Origin of the sequence: Clostridium neuense (genome assembly GCF_045310695.1) — a bacterium.
In the GTDB taxonomy this organism is placed as follows: domain Bacteria; phylum Bacillota; class Clostridia; order Clostridiales; family Clostridiaceae; genus Clostridium_S; species Clostridium_S neuense.
In genome coordinates, this window is the sequence record NZ_JBJIAA010000032.1 from 1 (window position 1) to 20,110 (window position 20,110).

Sequence of the window (20,110 nt, forward strand, 5' to 3'; positions counted from 1 at the left end):
ATTATAATAAAAATAAGTGCAGATTACTTAATCAAATGAGATTAAGTATCTACACTTATAGTACAAGACAATTGAAACATCTAAGTATTTTACGATTTTTTTATCAAGATTTATTAGGATTCTTTTAAACTGTTCCTTCAGCATTGTTACTTCTCCTCTACGGTAGTTCAAGGAAAAAATTCCTCCGTTCCTACGGAATTTTGTGTGTGAATCTTTGTAAACAATTGAATTTATTTAATCTTCCAAGATGATGTCATTTCCCACTTTTTTGAATTTATGGTATAAATATATGTTTGCTGCAATTAATGCTGCTACATGACTAATAAGTACAGCTATCCAAATACCATTTAACATAAGCGATGTCTTTGAAAGAATAAATGCCAAAGGAATACGAACAATAACATAATAGAAAAACATTAAAAACATGCTAACTGATGATTTTCCATATCCATTTATAACACCCAAAGCACAATTTGTTATTACATTGCATATATAACCTACGGAAATTATCATAAAATAATTTTTAACAAATACTGCAGATGAACCTCCAATTCCAAAGCACTGCCCAACACATGATGTTAATACCATATTAAAAGCCATAGGTGGTAACAGTAAAAGAGTTTCTATTTTTCCTGCCACTCCAAACCCTGAGATAGCTGCTACTCCAAAGCCAGTCACTACTGATGTTACAAAACTTGTACTTAAAGGTGGCATACTTTGTTGAACAATTGATGGAACAGCTTGCTTTACAATTGCTTTTAGTATCTTAAAATCAAAAGTTTTCATGCTTAATGTTATTTTACCTTTAAACATATAAAAACTAGAAACTAGCATCGTAAAGGCTTGTGAAAAAACTGTAGCCATTGCCAACTCTCCCACCAAGTTTCCAACCCATAAACTATCTACTATTGTTCCTGACGTATTAAACAATAATGCTATTGTAAGTGGTATTACCATTGACAATATATTTTTAGTTATATCACCACATGTAAAATCAATTTTTTCTATCTTTTTCAATGTAAACCCTTCTTTCAATAATTCAAAATAGTACCTTTATGATAATAATGCTATTATCGTACTATACTGTTAATAGTGTTTTATAGTTTATAGTACCTTTGTAATATAAAAAAAATTCACATGGTAATAAACCACATGAATTTTTTCTAAAAGAATTCTTTCAAATTATTTGCTATTTTATCTGTAAGCTTTAAAAAAGTTTCCTTTTCCTCATCTGTATCTAATGCATTAATGATCTCATTAAAAATATGTTTTTCATATTCCTCATGCTGATTTTGAATTTTCATTCCCTCTTCCGTAAGCTTTAACCCAAAAGACCGCCTATCACGCTTTGAAATTACTCTAGTTAGGTAATTCTTTTTTTCTAGTCTATCTATCATGCTAGTCATGGAACTTTTGGGAACATCTATTTTCTCGCATATTTCTCTAATTATTATGTCTGGATTATCATAAACCAAGGATATTATGCTTACTTCAACATGAGATAATTGTTTCATTTCCTTAAATTGTCCAGTATCACTGCTTCCATACGAAAGCTTAAGCAGCTTATGCCATATTTTACTGAATGAATTTATATACGCTTTATTTTGTTCCATAATTCTCCTCCAACAATTATACGTTTATTACATTATACAGCATTCGTACTAAACTCACCAATTAGAAATTTCGTCATTATAATTTAAATTCCTATTGTTGATATTGCTTAATCGTGGTATAATTTTCTAAAAATTAATAATTAGTTAAAGGTCAATGCATATTATTATAAATAACTCATCTTTTACATATATAGTTTAAACAATTTATATTTAAGGGGGGCTTTATCTTGATTTACTTTCTTTTGGGTTTAACCGTTGGCATAATTATAGGTAGTGCTATATTTATGTATACAAGCCGTCGAAGCAAAAGCATTACATCTAATACTTTATCTCAGCTATTAAATGACAATTACTATTTTTCTGTAGACGATACACATGCTAATTCTCACTTAAATCTAATTGATTCTCTTAGAAAAAAATTACTTAAGGATAACTTTAAATTTCAAGTACTATTTAGCAAAATTTCTTCCGTTACAGATGATTTATCATTAACTATAGAAGATACATCCTCTTCTACCGAATTACTTTACAAAGATGCTGAAAATCTTTCTAAAATAAGTAGCATTAGTTATGACAAAATTAATACCACCCTTGATAAAATAAGGGAAATACTCACTCTATTTGAAAATGTAAAAACCACCTCAAGAAATATATCCGCTGCTTCTGATAAATCTCAAAATACAATTATAAATGGGCTAGGCGAAATAATGCAAATAGTTAACACTATAAAAGAAATAAAGTCATCTACTGATAAAACTGTTGAAGGAATTAATGAACTCAAACAAATTTCCACGGAAATAAATTCTATACTAAACACTGTTAATTCTATTGCAGCACAAACCCACATGCTTTCTTTAAATGCTTCAATTGAAGCTGCTCGTGCAGGAGAATACGGCAAGGGTTTTAGTGTAGTTGCAAAAGAGATAGGAAAACTTGCAGAAAACAGTTCAATTTCTGTTTCCGAAATATCAAAATTAGTTGAAAGAATTCAAAAGCAAGTAGATATAGTAGTTGAAGATGCGGTACCAAATCAAAAGAACGTTGAAAAAAGTGTAACTTATTCTCAAAATATAGAAAAAGTATTAAATGAAATAAAATATTCTGTTGAGGATATTTTAAACTCTGTTGATGAAATTCTAAGTGTAACAGATAAAGAATCCCAATCTATAGAAACTATAAGTTCCGAATTTAATAAAATTCAAAATAGCTTTGATAATATAAACTTAAATGTTAATAGTATGTATACCTCTGTAAAAGCTCAAAATGGAAATATAAAAGATTTAATAGAAATGAAGAACTTCTTAATTGATGCTTCGTCATCTTTAAGTTCATTTTCAAAAAAAGTTGAAGCAGATATAGGCAAATTAAATAGTGATAAAGTAAAGACTAAGTGTAGAGAAGCAATAGACCTTATTAAAAATGATCTTCTCAATAAAAATGAACTTTTCTCTCTTAATGAAACTTTTCATAAAAACTTACTTAGCGAAATTTTGAATAAGTATTCCTTTATAGAAGCAATATGGACAAATAATGCTAAAGGCAAATTTATTTACTCAAATCCTCCAAATGGCATAGCTAATGCTAATGTACGGCAATGGTTTAAGGAAAGTATTAATGGCAAAGAATACATTTCAGATATTTATATCTCAGCCATAACATCAAATCCATGCGTTACAGTATCAATGCCTATAATGAATTCTAAAAATAAAATTGTTGGAGTTCTTGGCGCAGATTTAAAAATAGCATTATAATTCAAAGCTTAATGAGGCTTCACATAAATTATCTTCTAATAAAAAGCACCAGTATAGGAGCAACGGTTGCAAGTACTGCTATAATAATTGTTCCTATACTTCCAAGTCTATTGTTTTCACTTTTCCACAAATATACTCCATAAGTTAATGTATAATAATTGCAGGCTATTATAAACAAGCAAAGCAAATAAAGCATTTCTCATTCACCTCTCACTTTCTCCTTGATTCGAGAAAATACGCGAAGTTCTAGTTCTAATTCCCGTTCTTCTAAGATCAACTTTTACGCTTAAATTAATCTTTGCTTCTTCATAGTGTTTAAGCCAATTATATTTTTCCCACTCTTGTATTGTTGGAAAGTAGCCTGCAAATTGTTCTCCAAAATTAAATACGTCTGCTTTATATTTCTTTTGAGTTTTATTTATAGTTTTTATTATATCTTTTTCTAAGTAATTTTCTATCTGACTGTTTAAATTTTCAATTAAATGTATATTAGCATAATTAATTCTACTTTGAATACCTGTAATTTCTCCTTCTAAATATAGATCTATATTGATAACTGGTTTATTATTTTCAAATTTACCTTTAATTTTAGGATTACGTGCTAATTTTAATTCAAAAGACACAATTTTATTTTCATCCCCTAGCTTGTCATAAACAGCAAATATTCCCCTATCAAATTTACCTGTTATTAAAAGTAGATATCGGGTTTCCCATGGATTTAATGATCCTACCATTTTATCTCCATTAAAAACAGCGGTTCCTACAAATTCTCTTTTTGTAACCCCAATTCTTGGGAGATCACCTGGTGAATAATTTGGATTTATTACAACTGGCGGATTCTGCCCAATATCCCTTAGCAAAAGATTACTAAAGTTATTTACTCCTGCATATGTAGCAATTCCCTGACCATAATTACCAAATATGCCTTCATAAAATTCATAAAATTTTGTGTCTGGAAAAAATCCTGTAGTATTTGATTGAGTTTCCATAAGTTCTATAGACTTTGTAATACTGGTACCTATGTTAGATTTATTTTCTTTAATAAAACTTACTGCATTATCCTTAGTAATTACTACAGCCATTGCCCTTCTAGGCTCCCTATACCTTGAAAAAGGTGCAACATACTGTGCTACTCCCTGCCTAGCAATTTTTTCAGAAATAACAAGCAGTTTAATATGCTTAAGAGAAACTTTCCTCGATATAGCCATATTTAAAAGATTTATTCCTTCTATCACACCTGGAGCCTCAATTGAATGTACATTATTCTCCGAGCCTCCTCCTTGTGAAGCACCTCCTCCAGGCGTACCACCCTTATATGTAGGATACTGTACTGTAACTATTACTTTATTATATGAGCCCTTGTCTATTCCAACAGTTACAGCATAAATATTATCATCGGTTTCGGAAGAGTCTCCACAACCTGTTGATGTTATTAGTAATATTATACTAATTATCATACAACCTACTCTTTTAAGCATTATCTTTTTCACCACCCTTCTTTAAAAGTATAGAAATTATTAGTACGATCACTGCAGGTACAAATGAAAAAAACAATCCATATTGGCGAATTACAATCATATTAATCTCAATTACCTCTGGAAAGTTGCTAGGGATTAAAGCTCCCATAAATGCAAAAAAGCAAAACGGAAGTATTAAATTTTTGTACTCTTTTATATTAAAGCTTCCACAATAGGTAATTATAGAAAAATACAATGAAAGTGCAGCATTTTGAATCGCCGCTAGAACCCATATAAAGAGAAATACAGCTTCAATTCTTTGAAAATATCTATTGTAGTATATCATTCTAGATAGTTGATACACTCCTGATACATTTTCTTGTCCAGTTCCATATCCAAAATTCATAATACAGCAAAGTATAGTTACTGAAAAAAAAACTCCCGATAATAAAATCGTACCCAAACCTATTTTTTTTAAATCTTTGAGCCCATGTATGGATTTTATAATAAAACACAATAAAAGCACCTCTTGATATGCAGAGCTCCTCAAGAAACCTACAAATGCAGTTTTTTTGAAACCATATCCAAAGTACGGTTTAATATAATTAAGTTTATAATAGGGTATCGCTAAAACTAATATTAAACATATGCCCAATAAAACAGGATAAAATATGAGATAGGAAAACCTTGCTATATTTTCAATTCCCTTGTAACAGAGTAAGGCTAAAACCAAAATAAATGTGCCAATAATAATACTAGGAGGCGTATTTGGTAAGCTGTAACTTTTTATCATTTCAACAAATTCTCTTATACTAGAGCTGCAATAAAACATTAGATATATAGAAAAAATTATTGTTGCAAGCTTCCCTAAAACCTTTCCTAAAACAGCCTCATATATTTCAAATATATTCTTTCCAGGAAATCTTGCCATAAGCTTATATATCAAAAGAAAAAATACTATAGTTACAATACATGATATTATGGTCATATACCATGCTGCAGTACCAGCTGATTTAATCGTTGCTGATGTACTAGTATACAAAATCTTTGCAACCATTGCCATAGTAACTATTGCTATAGTTTCATATGTTCCAAACTCATCACTTTTGTTTTCCATTATCTTTTCCCCCCTGCTCGTTTTTCCACTTCCTAGATATTTGTGGCTGTCTTCTTACGTTCAATGGGTTAAATTGATCTGGTCTAATTTCCTGCTTCCACACTGGATATCTTATAATTTTATCTTGATTTTTATGAACCTTAGGCACGTATATAGACATAAACGGCACACCAAAGGATTTTATATCCATTAAAAAAATCGTTATTATTATCATCATAAGCGTTATCCCATAAAAGCCCAAAAAACATCCCGCTGCTATAAATAGTAACCTTATTATTCTAATTCCTAGAGCAAAGGAAAAATCCGGTATAGCAAAAGTCCCCAGTCCAGTAATTGATATTATAATTATTACTACAGGACTTATCAAATCCGCCTGTACAGCCGCTTGCCCTAGTATTATGGCTCCAATTATACCTATAGTACTGCCGAGTACTCCTGGTATTCTAATACCTGCTTCACGTATAAGCTCAAAAGATGATTCCATTAACAAAATTTCCAAAATAGTAGGAAAAGGAACGTTTTCCCTTGCTTTTGCAATAGCAATTAAAATTTCTGTTGGTATCATCTCCTGATGAAAGTTTGTGGCAGCTATAAATAATCCCGGAAGAAGTGTTGCTACAAATATAGCATATATTCTTACAATTCTATTTAAGGTTCCATACTGCCATTTTAGAGAAATATCCTCCGGCGTATGAAACAAATCAATTATAGTTATTGGAGCAACCAATGCAAACGGAGATCCATCTACTATAATGCATACTTTACCTTCAAGCATATTTGCACTTGCTTTGTCTGGCCTTTCTGTTGAAAGGATTGTTGGAATTAGAGACATTGGATGATCTTCAATAAATTGCTCTACCATACCGGAGTTTTCTATTTCCCCTGTTTCTATGCCATTTAATCTTCTTTTAACTTCACTTACAATAGCAGGATTTATAAGACCATTAATATAGCACATAGCACACTGCTTGTTATTTTGTTTTCCTATACTCATAAATTCTGTTGTAAAATTTTTATTCTTTATAATTCTTCTAAGCAATGTTACATTTGTACGCAAATTTTCATTAAAGGCTTCCTGTGGTGCCCTTACAGCCCCTTCTACTCTAGGAGCTTCAACTCCTCTTTTATCATATCCTTTTGTTTCGTTAAAAATATAGTAATCGCAGCCATCTACATAAATTCCAGTGTCCCCCATGAGTATTTCATTTATAACTTCCTCATAAGAAAAAACTCTTTTTGTTTGGTTAGTCTCAATTGCATTTTCAAGCATATAATCTATACCATATTTTTGTTCTTCTTCTGAAAACTTAGCCTTCAATAGTGGTCTTAAAATAAAATTGTTTATTGTTATTCTATCTACCATTCCATCAATGTATACTATAAATGCCCTGTACTTACCAAGTGCTTTAAATTCTCTTATTATAATGTCCTTATTTATTGGATAATTAAATTGTTTTTGTACATAACCAATATTATCTTCTATCTCCCTTGAAACTGGAACCTTTGTGTTTTCCTTTTTATCACTAACCTCTTGATCTCCATCTGTACTTTCATTAACCTCTGGTATAGAAAATTCTTTTTCTTCCTGCTTTTTTTTATATGTAATAAACTCCAGTGCTTTTTTAACAACACCCGTACTGTTTTTCATAAAAATCACCTTATTCTTTTGTATTCAAATTTATTTTTCTCATACTTAATGGCTTTTATGTACAAAAAAAGAAGTAATATTATTTCGGACCATTAAATGAAATTAATAAACCTTTCATTTAAATCGTCTTTTTATAAATATTACTTCTCTTCTTTCAATTAGATTGGCTCCAACCTACACGAAGCTTGATTTTTAATCCTTTATCATCTTCATATAATTCTTTTGTTTGCACTTAGGGCATTTCAAATTAATTTCATCCATAGCATGCGGAGTTAACATCAATTTTTTAGCTGAAGCTTTAAACTTATTACCGCAGTGAGGACAAACAAAATAATAATTTTTAGAAATTCTATTGTATACAACAAAAATTATTATAGCTGCAATAACTATTATTATTAATGTAATTGCCAGAGTACTAGTGAGGAATTTCATTGAAATCACTTTCCTTTTTATAACTTTTTAACTTCAAACTTAAACGCATTATTCCATAAAACTACTATAGCAACAACAATTATGGCAATGTATACCCATATACCAAAACTTACTCTAGTAGCTAAATAATGAATAACTCCTAGTACCGCTGTCAATATCATAAATCCGAATGCAGAGCCTGCACTGTATTTGTTTGTAAAGTCTCTTGAAAATGGCAACTCTTTAGGTGATATTTTAATTGAAACTAACACCAACAGCACTAAATTAATCATCATTGCAATGACATCTGGAAGTATCTTAACACCACACAAAACAAGAAATACCAAATTAGTAAGCAAGGTTATTGGAAACATAAGCTTAAAGAAAAAAGCCTTAGTTGCTCCCTTATAAATCTGAGACATATCCTCTATTGGAAGCACATCATAAATCCATGCTCCTTTAAATTTCTCACTTCTACCCATATAAACTATACTCATAGAAGCACATGCAAGAGTATAATAAACTCCAAAATAATATTTTCCATTAGCAATCTTATTTAATACAGCCGCTCCACTCATTGTGGCATTAATGTTAAATACAAAAACAAAAGGTAATACTGCTCCAAAAACTAAATAAGGATATATAGTTAGTTTAAGCCTTCTTTCTGTTGAAATCATGTTACTGGCAAATCTAAAGAATTGTTTTTGCACTTTGTTTGGACAAATTATATTTAAAATTTTGTCACCAATTCCACCACTTTTTCTAAGTTTTTTATTTCCCCTATCTGAATTTATAAGCTTAGATAAATTCTTTTCAAAGTACACAGATATAAACTTTACATAAATTATAAATGCGATTATTGGAATTAAAATCCCCATTAAAGCTAGTACAATATATGGTGTTTGCCTCTGTCCTTCAATTAAAACACTAAAAACTGATCCAAACCAAGAACTTGGAATAAGATACGTCCAAGCTTTAACTTCATGATATCCGCCTGTTTCTGAAATGTTCATTATTTTCCCCATTAGTTGATAAATTACTAGCACAGCAACTGCTAAAACTATTTGAAGATAATTTATTATATCTTTTAATTTTTCTCCATCGAAAAAGCAAAGTATAATAAAATACAATATAGACGTAAAAAACAAAATAAAGCCCATCATAAATACGTCTTCTACCAAAAAAATAATTAGAAACATCGGACCATACTTTATAGTTCCAAAAATCATAGAAAATATAGATACAACAAAAGTAGCTTTCATAAGATAATAGGCTATATGTATCACTTTGGCAGCATTTATAGTTTTAGAACTAACCGCTCTCGGACTTAAAATACTTTTATCCTTTACATCAAGAAGAACGCTTGAAAAGTCCGATATAAGCGATGTCATTACCATAAATAAAATAATCCCTGTTATAATACTTGTCTTTACAAAAATATTTGTAGAAGTAAATATTGTCATTGAAAACATAAGTCCAATAAATCCATACAAAAACAACGTGTAATCAGAGTTTTCATTGCTTTTTTTTCTTTTTCGTCCTTGAAATAAATTACTAGGTCTTCTTTTGTCCAGAGTTAACTTTATTTGAATAAGTCTTCTCATGATTTTATAATCTATTCCCATCTTTCCAAAAGCAGTACTAAACATATCTAAAAATTTTAAAAACGCAAATTCTTTCAATTTTACACCTCCTCAATTACGGAGACAAAACCTTCTGCTAATTCTTTATAGCTGTTGAAGCCTGTCAATTGATTAAATATCTCTTCAAGCGAACCTTCTTGTGATTTATTTTTAAGCTCTTCAAAACTTCCATCTGCCGCCACTACTCCATTATTTAGAAGCAAAATTCTAGTACTTATTTTTTCAACTACATCCATAATATGGGATGAATAAAATATAGTTTTACCTTGATTAGAAAGCTCAGTTAGTATTTCCTTAAATATCATTACACTATTTGCATCTAATCCACTCAATGGCTCGTCCAAAAACAGAACATCAGGATTGTGTATTAAGCTTGCTATTATAAGAACCTTTTGTTTCATACCCTTTGAAAAAGAAGAAATTCTTGAATTATAGGCATCTTGTATTTGAAATAATCCCATGAGCTTATGGGCTTTTTCATCAGCTTTTTCATACTCAAGTCCATAAACCTCTCCTATAAAAGTTAAATACTCCCTTGCAGTTAAATTATCATAAATATCAGCAACTTCTGGTATGTAACCTATTCTCTTTTTATAATCTATACCACTTTGCCTAATATCTTTACCAAATATCTCAACTGTACCACTGTACTCAGGAATTATCCCTAAAAGCGTTTTAACTGTTGTGCTTTTACCCGCTCCATTAGTCCCAATGTATCCTATTATTTGTCCACCATAAACCTCTAAGTTTATACCTTTTAGAACCTCGTGGTCACCATAGCTTACTCTTAAATCCTTTATCGATATTATAGGCTTATCATTATTCATAAATTAACCCCCAAATCATCTTTCTTATGTATATATTACCAAATTATTTTTAGCTTTACTATAGTTATAATAACCAGAATATAAAATCACATTATAAACAAAAGATAATATTTAAATAAGCTAATTTATTTAGAGTTTCATCCAAATTAGCTATTGGTTTCATACATTCTACAACATAAGTATATACTTTAAGCAATAAACATATGTTATAATAATATCATCCCAATAATTACTATGAGAAAATTGTTATGATAAAATATGTTCAAATTTTAAACGATATACGTAACAAAATACTAGACGGAACTTTTAAAGCAAATGAACAACTGCCTTTCGAAAAGGATTTATGTAATAAATATTCAGCAAGTAAAATTCTTCAATTTAATGTTATTTCAAGCAACAAGGAAATAGAGAAAAATTTAAATCTCTTAGAGGGCGACCCTGTAGCAATTGTAACCCAAACCGGATTTTTGGAAAACGGACGTGCATTTGAATATTCCACCTGTGTACATTCATATAAGTATTTTGAGTTTAAGACAGTTATATTTAGATAAATAAAATTTCATTTCGTATAAAAAATTAACCTCTTCCAAAAAGCAGAGGTTAATTTTCGTTAACCATATATATTGTTTTGAATTTTTTTCCAAAATGTTATTGACTATTACGGATTACAGTTGTAAACTAAAACCATGGATTACATTTGTAATCGAGGAGGTGAAATAATAGTGTATATAAAATTTAGGACATCAAAGGTAGAAGGTCGATTAACATGAATTATTTAGATTCTTTTGAACTAACTGTACTTTCATCTTTAATTGGAAGTGCAATTGCACTATTGATATTAACTGCTAAAAAAGTTTTAAAAAACAAACTAAGCTGTACTTTTCACTACTATATATGGCTAATATTAATAATAAAACTTTTACTCCCCTTAGGACCAAATTATCACATAAACATTTTTAATATCTGTGGAAAATCTTATGTACAAAATATTGCATATAAAAATACAAATGAAATGCTGACTAATTCTTCAGGGCAACCTCAAAATTCAATAATAAATAATTCAGCCTCAGCAAATTCTCATAACTTTCTAAGAAAAAATATAATCAAAATTAACATACCGGAAAATAATAAAACTAATATAAAAAAGTTTTTATCGCTTATATGGCTTCTAGGCATTTCTATATTATTAACATCACTAGTTATAGGCTATAAAAAGCTTAATGAAATCATTAAGAACTCGTCAAAAAATACAAAATACTGCCACAACAGAATTCTATATGACTGCATAAATTCTATGAATATAAAAACCAAAATCGAATTACTGTATTCTTCTCAAATAGGCAGCCCCTCCATATGTGGCATTTTAAAACCAAAGATATTGATTCCAATGAACATAGCAAATAATGCTTGCGATGAAGAGTTTAGGCATATTATAATGCATGAGCTATTCCACTTAAAAAATAAGGACATAATTATAAACTGGCTTATAGCCTTATTATGGGCTATATATTGGTTTAACCCAATATTGTTATATGCCTTTCATAAAATAAAACAGGATTGTGAAATATCCTGTGATTATCAAGTGATTTGCCATCTAAATAAGGGTGATAACATAAAATATGGGAATACAATAATAAAAATGTTAGAGTTAAGTGGAGATAATCAAAGGCTCGCAGGGACAACCCCAATGCTTACAAACAGTTCTGAAATAAAAAGGAGGCTTATTATGATTGCAAAATATAAAAAGGTAAGTATTAAAAACATACTTATTGGAAGTATAATTGTGGCTGTTATCGGAGGATTGAGTATTACTGTAAATACTTCAAATATCAGAGCATATAAAAATAATTCTAAAGTAATAAAAATGCAAGTAAAACCATTAAGAGTTACTAATCAAAGTGTCATTAATAATTCTTCAACTAAAAACTTGTTAACCGATATAAAATCGCTACAAGCCAACAATATAAATTCTACAACACCCTTTTCATCAGATATAGTACTTTACAATAGCCATCCTGATGAAAACTATAAGTCTGCATCTAATATAAAAGTAACAGATGTCGCTGCGTTAATAAACAATAAACTTGTTAAAAACAATCTAAATAGTAAATTCATTAAGTGTCCATTACCTAAAGATTATTGTAAATCCTATGAAAATTCTCGTGAACTTATAACAAAAAACGTAAAAAACTATCAAAATACAGTTCTTTTAGATGTACATCGAGATTCAGGTAACAAAGCTAATGCTAATACAATTAATTTTGTACTTGCTAGGAAAAGCCCCTACTATGAAAAAAATCTTAAGTTTGTCAATTGCATATCAGATTATATTAAACATTCAAGCAAAGTTAAAACAGCCATATATTATTATAACTATGGTGTCCTTTATTACAATCAAGATTTATCTAACAAATCCGTACTCGTTGAAATTGGAAATGATTGGTCAAATGATAAGGATATTGAGGATTGTGTAAATGCTTTTGCTTCAGCATTAAAGAGTATTGAAGCCAATAATTGAAGTAATTCCATACTAAAAGAGTACCATTATATAATTAAAGATAAACAGCACTAAAACTTAAAATTTATTTGCATTAAAATGCCATCTTCTGATCATTTTAGTACACATGATTTAAATAGTTCAGCTAGTTTCACTATAGTGACGCAGTATATAGAGCAGATAAACTTCACTTAAACTTTATCTGCTCTACTTTTATATTGAAATATATGAAAAGTATCAATGAGCTTATTTTTACTTTCCATATTCATTTGCATAAGAATCAGTAATTTTCTTGCATAACTTAGCAAAACACTGCTTTTCATTTTCTGTAAGAGTATTTTCAATTAAATTCATAATTTTATTTCTAAACTTTTCTGATCTAGATAAAAAAGCTTTGCCATCTTCAGTAATTAAAATATCATAATTTCTCCTGTCAGTTTCACGCCTTTTTTGAATAATATACTTTTTTTCTAAAAGTCTTTTTGTTAATTTAGACATTCCAGCTTGAGAAATCCCGCGAATTTCTGCTAATTCTTTTGTAGTCTTAGAGCCTCGCTTATCTAAAATATCCAGTACATTATATTGTGCTGTTGTTACCCCATCAATATTAAAACTATTAATATTGCTTATAATCATACATTGAAAAGGAATATAATATTCTTCTAGTTCCTGTTTAAGCATAAGCATTTTCTCCTTATTGTATATATTTCTTTAAATATTTTCCTGTTATAGATGTATTACTATTTATTAATGCTTCTGGCACTCCCTCAAACATTATTTCACCACCATTTTCACCAGCAAAGGGTCCTAAATCAATAATCCAATCTGCTTGACTTATAACATCTAAATTATGTTCTATAACAATTACAGTACTGCCATTATCAACAAGCCTATTCAAAATTTTTATAAGCTGTGATATATCCGACATATGAAGTCCTGTTGTAGGTTCATCCAAAACATATATGCTTCCATGACTTTCAAGTTCTGAAGCAAGTTTTACCCTTTGAAGTTCACCACCAGATAGAGTGTTTAATGGTTGACCAAGTGTAATATACTTAATTCCTACATCTACTAACCTTTTTAGTATATCACATATTTCTTTTTGATTAAAAAAACCTAAAGCTTCTTCAACTGTCATATTTAAAACTTCACTTATATTTTTGTTTCCAAGCTTATAGTTTAAAATTTCATCTTTAAAACGATGGCCCTGACACACTTCACATGTAGTAATTATCGTATCCATAAAAGCTAAATCTGTATAAGTTACCCCTAGGCCCTTGCAATTTGGGCAAGCCCCTTCTGAATTAAAGCTAAATAGAGAAGCCTTAACATGATTTGCCTTTGAAAATAACTCTCTTATCTTATCAAATATTCCTGTAAAGGTTGCAATATTAGATCGCTTTGAAGCTTGTATTGGTTTTTGATTTATAAAAATAACGTTAGGATAAAACTTAGGTAATACCTGATTAATTAGTGTACTTTTTCCCGAGCCTGCAACTCCTGTGACAACTGTCATAACTCCCCTAGGTATATTTACACTTACATTCTTAAGATTATGGAGATTTGCATTTTTTAAAGACAACCACTCATTAGAGGTTCTAACCTTCCTTTTAAGCTGTGGTTTTCTGAGTAGATACTTTCCTGTAAGCGTATTTGATTGTACTAATCCTTCTAACGTGCCTTGATACATTATTTTACCGCCATTTATGCCTGCTTTCGGTCCTATATCAACAACGTGATCTGCAATTCTTATAACATCAGGATCATGTTCAACAATCAGTACTGTATTTCCTTTATCTCGTAAAAGTTTCAAAAGTATATTAATCTTATCTATATCATGTGGATGCAAACCAATACTAGGTTCATCAAAAATATAAGTAAGGTCTGTTAAACTGCTGCCTAATTGTCTAACCATTTTTATTCTCTGAGATTCTCCTCCAGAAAGTGTGGAAGTTTCCCTGCCCAAGCTTAAATAACCTAAACCAATAGAAACTAAATGTTCTAAGCGATGTACAATTGCACTAACTATAGTTAATGCTTTAGGCTCGGAAATAGCACAAGCAAACTCTAATAAATCTGTGATTTGCATTTTAGAACAATCTGCTATACTTTTATTATTTATTTTACACTGCAGCACATCTTTATTAAGTCGTGCACCTTTACATACTGGACATATTTCTCTGCCAACAATTTTAGCTATTTCTTTTTTATACTTAATAGCCTCTCCTTCCTCTTTTTTTAAAAAACTTCTCTCTATTCTTGGAATAAGCCCTTCATAAAGTGAAGTTTTGGGCCAATTAGGGTCAGAAGTAGTAACCTTAATATCTGATTTGTATAAAAGCAAGTTCATTTCTTCTTCTGTAAAATCTCTTATCTTCTTATCATTATTAAAAAATCCTGAATGTATATATCTTTTTAATCGCCATCCTCCTGGTTCAAAGGTTGGAAATAAAATTGCTCCTTCATTAAGGGACTTATTTCTATCCAGTAATTTATTAATATCTATCATATCAACTTTTCCAATTCCCTGGCACTTAGGACACATTCCTTGAACATTATTAAAGGAAAAAACATCGGAATAGCCAACAAAAGGGTTTCCTATGCGAGAAAATAAAAGCCTTAGGAGAGAATATATATCTGTAATTGTTCCAACCGTAGATCTTGCATTTCCTCCAATCCTCTTTTGATCAATAATGATTGCTACAGATAAATTCTCTATAGCATCTACATTTGGTTCTCCATAATGAGGCAATTTATGTCTAATAAAGCTTGAATAAGTCTCATTTAATTGTCTTTGAGATTCTGCTGCTATAGTATCAAATACCAAAGATGATTTTCCTGATCCTGAAACTCCCGTAAAAATAGTTATCTTTCTCTTTGGAATTTTTATATTTATGTTTTTAAGATTCCTTTCTCTAGCTCCAATTACATTTATATATTCTTTAGTATTTTCCATTTCTATAAAATCACCTTTCAAAAAATATTTTACTATTTGCATAACCAAGTAAATGTATAACCGGGTTAATTATATTTTAGCACTTTAATCTCTATTTAACAATTATGATTAATCTATTAGAAAATAGAAATACTAAAAACACCGTATTTTTCACAAATAATCATATATCCAAACTCAGCACCGTCTATTCCTAAGCCTCAAACAACAAAGATCAGATCTTTATTTTCTTTTGCTGCACCAATCCATACCCCTGCAAGCCCAGCACAGTTAGCATCATTCTCAATATCAACTTGCAATCCTAATTCATCCTTAATTCTTTTCTTTATGTTAAACCCATGAATGCGAGAAACTGCACTGCTTTCACCTATAATGTCAGTTTCATTATCTACTGCTCCAGGTGCACTTATTTAATGCACAGTAATTTTGAATTTTAAAAATATTACTTGCATTCTTACGTATGTAGCTTTAGAATCCATTATTCTTTGTTACTTCTTTAAACCAATATCCAGATTCCTTTATAGTCTTCTTTTGAGTCTTTAAATCTAATGAGATAAATCCATATCTATTCTTATAAGCATTGCTCCATGACCAACAATCAATTGGAGTCCACAAATGGTATCCAAAACAGTTGCTGCCTTCTTCAATACCTTTATGCAAGTATTGAAGATGTTCTTTTATGAAGTCAATTCTGTACTTATCTTCCACCATACCATCTTTATTCATAAATTTTTCTTCACCTTCAACACCCATACCATTCTCAGATATATACCAAGGAATATTGTTATAATTTTGCTTTATATTAATTGCTATATCATACATTGCTTTAGGATATATCTCCCATCCTCTGTAAGGGTTCATCCTTCTACCAGACATTATATAATTATCAAAGTGCTTATCTGGAAGCCAGCCTTTTGAGTTATCAAATATTTCTTCTTTAGCTTTAATTCTTCTTGGCTGATAGTAATTTATTCCAAGATAATCTATAGTATTTTCGCTTATTAAAGCCAATTCTTCTTCTGCATAATCCCATAAAACAGAATTAGCTTTTAAAATTTCTACTAGCTTTTCTGGAAACTTTCCCTTTACTGCTGTATCTAAAAACATTCTGTTGAAAAATAAATCTACAAAATCTGCTGCCTCCACATCCTTCTTTTCCTTTGATCTAGGATAAGAAGGTGTTAAGTTAAGAACTATACCTATTCTTCCTCCAGCTTTATCAAATCCTCCATCCTTAAAGACTTTAATAGCCTTAGCAGAAGCCAAATTTAGATTATATGCAACTTGTACAGCCTTTTTACCATCTGTAAGTTTAGGATAGTGAAAATTATATAAATATTTATAAATTTTAAGCTGAGGTCTTAAAAACTTAGACCTCAGCTTTTCTTAAGAATAATTTTTTATTCTAAATAAACTTTTTTTGCTTGAACTTCAAATCTTCTTATAACATCGTCTATTTTGAGTTCACCTACATTAATTAAATAACTGTCAACAATATTATTAAAACCATTATACCAATGCTCTGGAATTCCCTTCTTCCCAACTATTGCGCCTACTATACTTCCCGCTGTTGCCGCAGTGCAATCATTATCCATACCCATTGCAACCGTTTCGGAAATTACCTTTGTCATATCTGTTCCTCCAATCATAAGCCCAAAAACCGTCAGACATGCGTTGTTATTGGTATGTAAATAGCTCATTCCCTCAAACCTTTTCTCAACTAATTCTCTAGCCTCTTTATAATTCTTTACATTTTTACCCTCTTCAAGCGCCCATCTTATGTCCTTAGCCAAGCTACAATTGCTTGGAATTTCGGATAATCCAATTTCTAAAGCTTCAACAGGACTATTCACAGCAAAAGCAGCTGATTGCGCTGCAGCAAAAAACATTTCTCCATAAATTCCGTTTCTTCTGTGACTTACATATGCATCCTGATAAGCCATACTTGCTGCCTTTTCGGGATAAGCAGGTGCAATATAAGCAAATGGATCTGAACGTATGTCAGCCCCTATCCATTGGCAATATGGATTATCTATCTCAGCTGCTTTTTCAGCCTTAACACCATTTTGAAGATTTCTTAAAGCTATTTCTTCAGCTGTACAAGCATATGGTAAATACTTAACCCATGCCTCTCCTACATCTTTCGTTGTAAAATTCACTCCATAATCCTCTGCAATTAATAGTCCAAGTAAAGTGTATGAAATATCATCATCTACAGGCACTTTATCCATACCTCTCTTGGTATACGAAATATAATCGCTTTTCTCATATCTTAAATCATACGGATATTTAATCATGTTCCAATAATCAGTAGGTGGAAATGTACTTCCTGTGTACTTGGCCCACTTTTCCATATGCTCTACCGAATAAGCCTCTACAGGAGCTCCCAATATACATCCTGCCATACGCGCTAAAAATGCTCCTTCAAGTTTATCCCTATAAGTATCAATATCAATTTTATCCCAAAGCCTTCTAGGTCCATTATCTCTAAGCTTTTTAATACTCAAAAGATCATCTGGCTCTAATTCTACTTTTTTCTTATTTATCTCTAAACCTTTTATTTTTTCTAAGGATAAGTCAAGACTTTTTTCTACTTCTAAAAGTATCTCCTCCATCCCCTCAGCTCCAAATTCGTGTTTAAGCCTTACATACTCAATAATTTGCTCAATTTTTTTATTAAAACTAGGCACTTTTGGATAACTCAAAATTAAACCCCTCTTTCTAAACTTTTTCATCTTTATTTTATATAATATCGTTTACAATTGTAGTATAATAAAAATAATTACTAAATTCTATGCAAAAAAGAGGTGATACTATGCAGATTCATCCAAGTTCACTTAATAATATAAATTATGTACCATATTCCTTTGCAACTGACTTTCCTATCTACGACCTTGACGGTAGTCCTCATTCTCCACCAGCAAAGGGAAACCACATGCATTATCATAATTGCCTTGAGATTGGCTTTTGTTATGGAGGCAGCGGCATATTCTTAGTAGGAAATAGAATATTACCCTTTTCCAAAGGCGATGTGTCTATAATCTTTAATAATCAAATACACATTGCAAATAGCAATTCATTTGATATGAGTTACTGGCGTTTTGTTATGATAGAGCCAAATGCTTTACTGTCACTATTCAAAAACAAACCATTAGAAGCTTTTATAACAGGCAGTAGCACTTTACTGGATTTTCCTCATATTCTTAATTCCAAAAACCATTCTGAAATATGTAACCTAGTTAAAATGATTATCGATAATTTAACAAAAAGAAATACAAACTACAAAACTTCTGTAATCGGACTAAGCTTGGCACTAATTTCATCCTTAGAAACGCTTTCTCTCAACTTCAACAGAACAAATAATTTAGACAATATTAGTGAGGATTATCAGCAATTGATTCCTGCTTTAAACTTTATATCAAGTAATCTTACAAGCTCTATAACAATTGGTGAACTTTCACAAAAATGCAGTATGAGCGAATCTAGCTTTAGACGTTACTTTAAAAAAGTAATGGGTACTTCACCTATGGATTTTATATATAGTTCTAGAATTAAAATTGCTTCTCAACTGCTCTACAATAAAACTTATTCAATTTCACAAATTTCACTTGAAGTTGGCTATAACTCACTTTCCTCCTTTAACAGGCATTTTAAAAAGTACACTGGAACTTCACCTTCTAACTGGAAAAACAGGATATCATGATGAAACCCGGTAAATATGCATTTGTTATAAATAACAGTATAAAAATCTTAAGCACAGTAAAAAGACTTGCCGTTTTTGTTGTAAAAGCAAGTCTTTTATAATTATGCTTATTAAATTTTCATCTGTAAAAATAGTATAATTAGTTTAGCATTTTCTCAGCTTTAGAGACTACATTTTCAACAGTAAAGCCATAGTTTTCAAATAAAACTTCTGCTTTTCCTGAGGCTCCAAAGTCGTTCATTGCAATTATATCTCCATCAAGACCAATATATTTGTACCAGCCCATAGGGGAAGCTGCTTCTACTGCAAGTCTCTTTCTTACTGCTTTTGGAAGTACGCTTTCTTTGTATTCTTCGCTTTGAGCTTCAAAGAGTTCAAAGGATGGCATACTTACTACTCTAGCATCTATTTCATTTTTCTTTAATACTTCATGAGCTTTGTATATAAGTTCTACTTCTGAACCTGATGCCATTAAGATTATATCTGGAAC

19 protein-coding genes and 1 pseudogene are annotated in these 20,110 nt (G+C 30.4%); 4 read left to right on the forward strand and 16 right to left on the reverse strand.

Going from position 1 to position 20,110, the window contains the following annotated elements; all coding sequences use genetic code 11:
• Nucleotides 1–27 precede the first annotated feature (27 nt).
• The 3 genes from ACJDT4_RS22985 to ACJDT4_RS22995 all read right to left on the reverse strand — a co-directional run bounded on the left by ACJDT4_RS22985 (nucleotide 28) and on the right by ACJDT4_RS22995 (nucleotide 1,613).
• On the reverse strand, nucleotides 28–171 hold the full coding sequence (locus ACJDT4_RS22985; RefSeq protein WP_406789959.1) for a hypothetical protein: 144 nt from the start codon (nucleotides 169–171) through the stop codon (nucleotides 28–30).
• Nucleotides 172–234: 63 nt separating this feature from the next.
• Nucleotides 235–1,017 carry an MATE family efflux transporter gene (locus tag ACJDT4_RS22990; protein ID WP_406789960.1) on the reverse strand — a complete coding sequence of 261 codons (783 nt, stop codon included), beginning with the start codon at nucleotides 1,015–1,017 and terminating at the stop codon, nucleotides 235–237.
• Between the two features lie 146 nt (nucleotides 1,018–1,163).
• On the reverse strand, nucleotides 1,164–1,613 hold the full coding sequence (locus tag ACJDT4_RS22995) for a MarR family winged helix-turn-helix transcriptional regulator (RefSeq protein WP_406789961.1): 450 nt from the start codon (nucleotides 1,611–1,613) through the stop codon (nucleotides 1,164–1,166).
• Nucleotides 1,614–1,840: 227 nt separating this feature from the next.
• Here ACJDT4_RS22995 and ACJDT4_RS23000 point away from each other — a divergent pair, with 227 nt between their 5' ends.
• Nucleotides 1,841–3,364 carry a methyl-accepting chemotaxis protein gene (locus ACJDT4_RS23000; protein WP_406789962.1) on the forward strand — a complete coding sequence of 508 codons (1,524 nt, stop codon included), beginning with the start codon at nucleotides 1,841–1,843 and terminating at the stop codon, nucleotides 3,362–3,364.
• A 28-nt stretch (nucleotides 3,365–3,392) separates the two neighbouring features.
• Here the strand turns inward: ACJDT4_RS23000 and ACJDT4_RS23005 are convergent, their stop codons facing one another.
• The 7 genes from ACJDT4_RS23005 to ACJDT4_RS23035 form a co-directional block, all read right to left on the reverse strand.
• The gene (locus ACJDT4_RS23005; RefSeq protein ID WP_406789963.1) at nucleotides 3,393–3,560 is read right to left on the reverse strand and encodes a hypothetical protein; all 168 of its coding nucleotides are present in this window, start codon (nucleotides 3,558–3,560) and stop codon (nucleotides 3,393–3,395) included.
• 7 nt (nucleotides 3,561–3,567) lie between these two features.
• Nucleotides 3,568–4,842 carry a Ger(x)C family spore germination protein gene (locus ACJDT4_RS23010; RefSeq protein WP_406789964.1) on the reverse strand — a complete coding sequence of 425 codons (1,275 nt, stop codon included), beginning with the start codon at nucleotides 4,840–4,842 and terminating at the stop codon, nucleotides 3,568–3,570.
• Nucleotides 4,835–5,938 (reverse strand): GerAB/ArcD/ProY family transporter, encoded by a 1,104-nt coding sequence (locus ACJDT4_RS23015; protein WP_406789965.1) that lies wholly within the window; start codon nucleotides 5,936–5,938, stop codon nucleotides 4,835–4,837. The genes ACJDT4_RS23010 and ACJDT4_RS23015 overlap by 8 nt, the downstream gene beginning before the upstream one ends.
• The gene (locus ACJDT4_RS23020) at nucleotides 5,922–7,586 is read right to left on the reverse strand and encodes a spore germination protein (protein ID WP_406789966.1); all 1,665 of its coding nucleotides are present in this window, start codon (nucleotides 7,584–7,586) and stop codon (nucleotides 5,922–5,924) included. Before ACJDT4_RS23020 ends, ACJDT4_RS23015 begins: the two co-directional genes overlap by 17 nt.
• 192 nt (nucleotides 7,587–7,778) lie before the next feature.
• Entirely contained in the window at nucleotides 7,779–8,018 is a 240-nt protein-coding gene (locus ACJDT4_RS23025; RefSeq protein WP_406789967.1) for a hypothetical protein, read from the reverse strand.
• A gap of 17 nt (nucleotides 8,019–8,035) precedes the next feature.
• Nucleotides 8,036–9,679: a hypothetical protein gene (locus tag ACJDT4_RS23030; RefSeq protein ID WP_406789968.1), complete on the reverse strand. Its 1,644-nt coding sequence runs from the start codon at nucleotides 9,677–9,679 to the stop codon at nucleotides 8,036–8,038.
• Between the two features lie 2 nt (nucleotides 9,680–9,681).
• Nucleotides 9,682–10,467 (reverse strand): ABC transporter ATP-binding protein, encoded by a 786-nt coding sequence (locus ACJDT4_RS23035; RefSeq protein ID WP_406789969.1) that lies wholly within the window; start codon nucleotides 10,465–10,467, stop codon nucleotides 9,682–9,684.
• 248 nt (nucleotides 10,468–10,715) lie between these two features.
• Here ACJDT4_RS23035 and ACJDT4_RS23040 point away from each other — a divergent pair, with 248 nt between their 5' ends.
• Both ACJDT4_RS23040 and ACJDT4_RS23045 read left to right on the forward strand, forming a co-directional pair.
• Nucleotides 10,716–11,018, forward strand: a complete 303-nt coding sequence (locus ACJDT4_RS23040; RefSeq protein ID WP_406789970.1) for a UTRA domain-containing protein — start codon at nucleotides 10,716–10,718, stop codon at nucleotides 11,016–11,018.
• A gap of 215 nt (nucleotides 11,019–11,233) precedes the next feature.
• Entirely contained in the window at nucleotides 11,234–12,985 is a 1,752-nt protein-coding gene (locus tag ACJDT4_RS23045; RefSeq protein ID WP_406789971.1) for a M56 family metallopeptidase, read from the forward strand.
• 231 nt (nucleotides 12,986–13,216) lie between these two features.
• Here ACJDT4_RS23045 and ACJDT4_RS23050 read toward each other — a convergent pair whose 3' ends face one another.
• The 5 genes and pseudogenes from ACJDT4_RS23050 to ACJDT4_RS23070 form a co-directional block, all read right to left on the reverse strand.
• Entirely contained in the window at nucleotides 13,217–13,645 is a 429-nt protein-coding gene (locus ACJDT4_RS23050) for a MarR family winged helix-turn-helix transcriptional regulator (RefSeq protein ID WP_406789972.1), read from the reverse strand.
• A 13-nt stretch (nucleotides 13,646–13,658) separates the two neighbouring features.
• Nucleotides 13,659–15,920 carry an ATP-binding cassette domain-containing protein gene (locus ACJDT4_RS23055; RefSeq protein ID WP_406789973.1) on the reverse strand — a complete coding sequence of 754 codons (2,262 nt, stop codon included), beginning with the start codon at nucleotides 15,918–15,920 and terminating at the stop codon, nucleotides 13,659–13,661.
• Nucleotides 15,921–16,117: 197 nt separating this feature from the next.
• The gene (locus ACJDT4_RS23060) at nucleotides 16,118–16,327 is read right to left on the reverse strand and encodes an ROK family protein (RefSeq protein WP_406789977.1); all 210 of its coding nucleotides are present in this window, start codon (nucleotides 16,325–16,327) and stop codon (nucleotides 16,118–16,120) included.
• Between the two features lie 58 nt (nucleotides 16,328–16,385).
• Nucleotides 16,386–17,258: pseudogene (locus ACJDT4_RS23065) on the reverse strand (glycoside hydrolase family 1 protein); the annotation flags it as partial.
• A 59-nt stretch (nucleotides 17,259–17,317) separates the two neighbouring features.
• Complete coding sequence (locus ACJDT4_RS23070; protein WP_406789974.1) at nucleotides 17,318–18,622, reverse strand: ADP-ribosylglycohydrolase family protein; 1,305 nt, start codon at nucleotides 18,620–18,622, stop codon at nucleotides 17,318–17,320.
• 110 nt (nucleotides 18,623–18,732) lie between these two features.
• Here ACJDT4_RS23070 and ACJDT4_RS23075 point away from each other — a divergent pair, with 110 nt between their 5' ends.
• A complete protein-coding gene (locus tag ACJDT4_RS23075; RefSeq protein ID WP_406789975.1) occupies nucleotides 18,733–19,620 on the forward strand; it encodes an AraC family transcriptional regulator in 888 nt (295 codons plus the stop codon).
• Between the two features lie 139 nt (nucleotides 19,621–19,759).
• On the opposite strand, the gene ACJDT4_RS23080 is transcribed toward ACJDT4_RS23075, so the two are convergent.
• Nucleotides 19,760–20,110 (reverse strand): transketolase-like TK C-terminal-containing protein (locus ACJDT4_RS23080; RefSeq protein WP_406789976.1); only part of this gene is annotated, 351 nt, incomplete at its 5' end.

Bases quoted from the DNA above. Each gene is read 5' to 3' on its own strand.
- ACJDT4_RS22995 (WP_406789961.1), bottom strand. From the start codon at position 1,613: ATGGAACAAAATAAAGCGTATATAAATTCATTCAGTAAAATATGGCAT.
- ACJDT4_RS23005 (WP_406789963.1), bottom strand. From the start codon at position 3,560: ATGCTTTATTTGCTTTGCTTGTTTATAATAGCCTGCAATTATTATACA.
- ACJDT4_RS23010 (WP_406789964.1), bottom strand. From the start codon at position 4,842: ATGCTTAAAAGAGTAGGTTGTATGATAATTAGTATAATATTACTAATA.
- ACJDT4_RS23015 (WP_406789965.1), bottom strand. From the start codon at position 5,938: ATGGAAAACAAAAGTGATGAGTTTGGAACATATGAAACTATAGCAATA.
- ACJDT4_RS23020 (WP_406789966.1), bottom strand. From the start codon at position 7,586: ATGAAAAACAGTACGGGTGTTGTTAAAAAAGCACTGGAGTTTATTACA.
- ACJDT4_RS23025 (WP_406789967.1), bottom strand. From the start codon at position 8,018: ATGAAATTCCTCACTAGTACTCTGGCAATTACATTAATAATAATAGTT.
- ACJDT4_RS23035 (WP_406789969.1), bottom strand. From the start codon at position 10,467: ATGAATAATGATAAGCCTATAATATCGATAAAGGATTTAAGAGTAAGC.
- ACJDT4_RS23040 (WP_406789970.1), top strand. From the start codon at position 10,716: ATGATAAAATATGTTCAAATTTTAAACGATATACGTAACAAAATACTA.
- ACJDT4_RS23045 (WP_406789971.1), top strand. From the start codon at position 11,234: ATGAATTATTTAGATTCTTTTGAACTAACTGTACTTTCATCTTTAATT.
- ACJDT4_RS23050 (WP_406789972.1), bottom strand. From the start codon at position 13,645: ATGCTTAAACAGGAACTAGAAGAATATTATATTCCTTTTCAATGTATG.
- ACJDT4_RS23055 (WP_406789973.1), bottom strand. From the start codon at position 15,920: ATGGAAAATACTAAAGAATATATAAATGTAATTGGAGCTAGAGAAAGG.
- ACJDT4_RS23075 (WP_406789975.1), top strand. From the start codon at position 18,733: ATGCAGATTCATCCAAGTTCACTTAATAATATAAATTATGTACCATAT.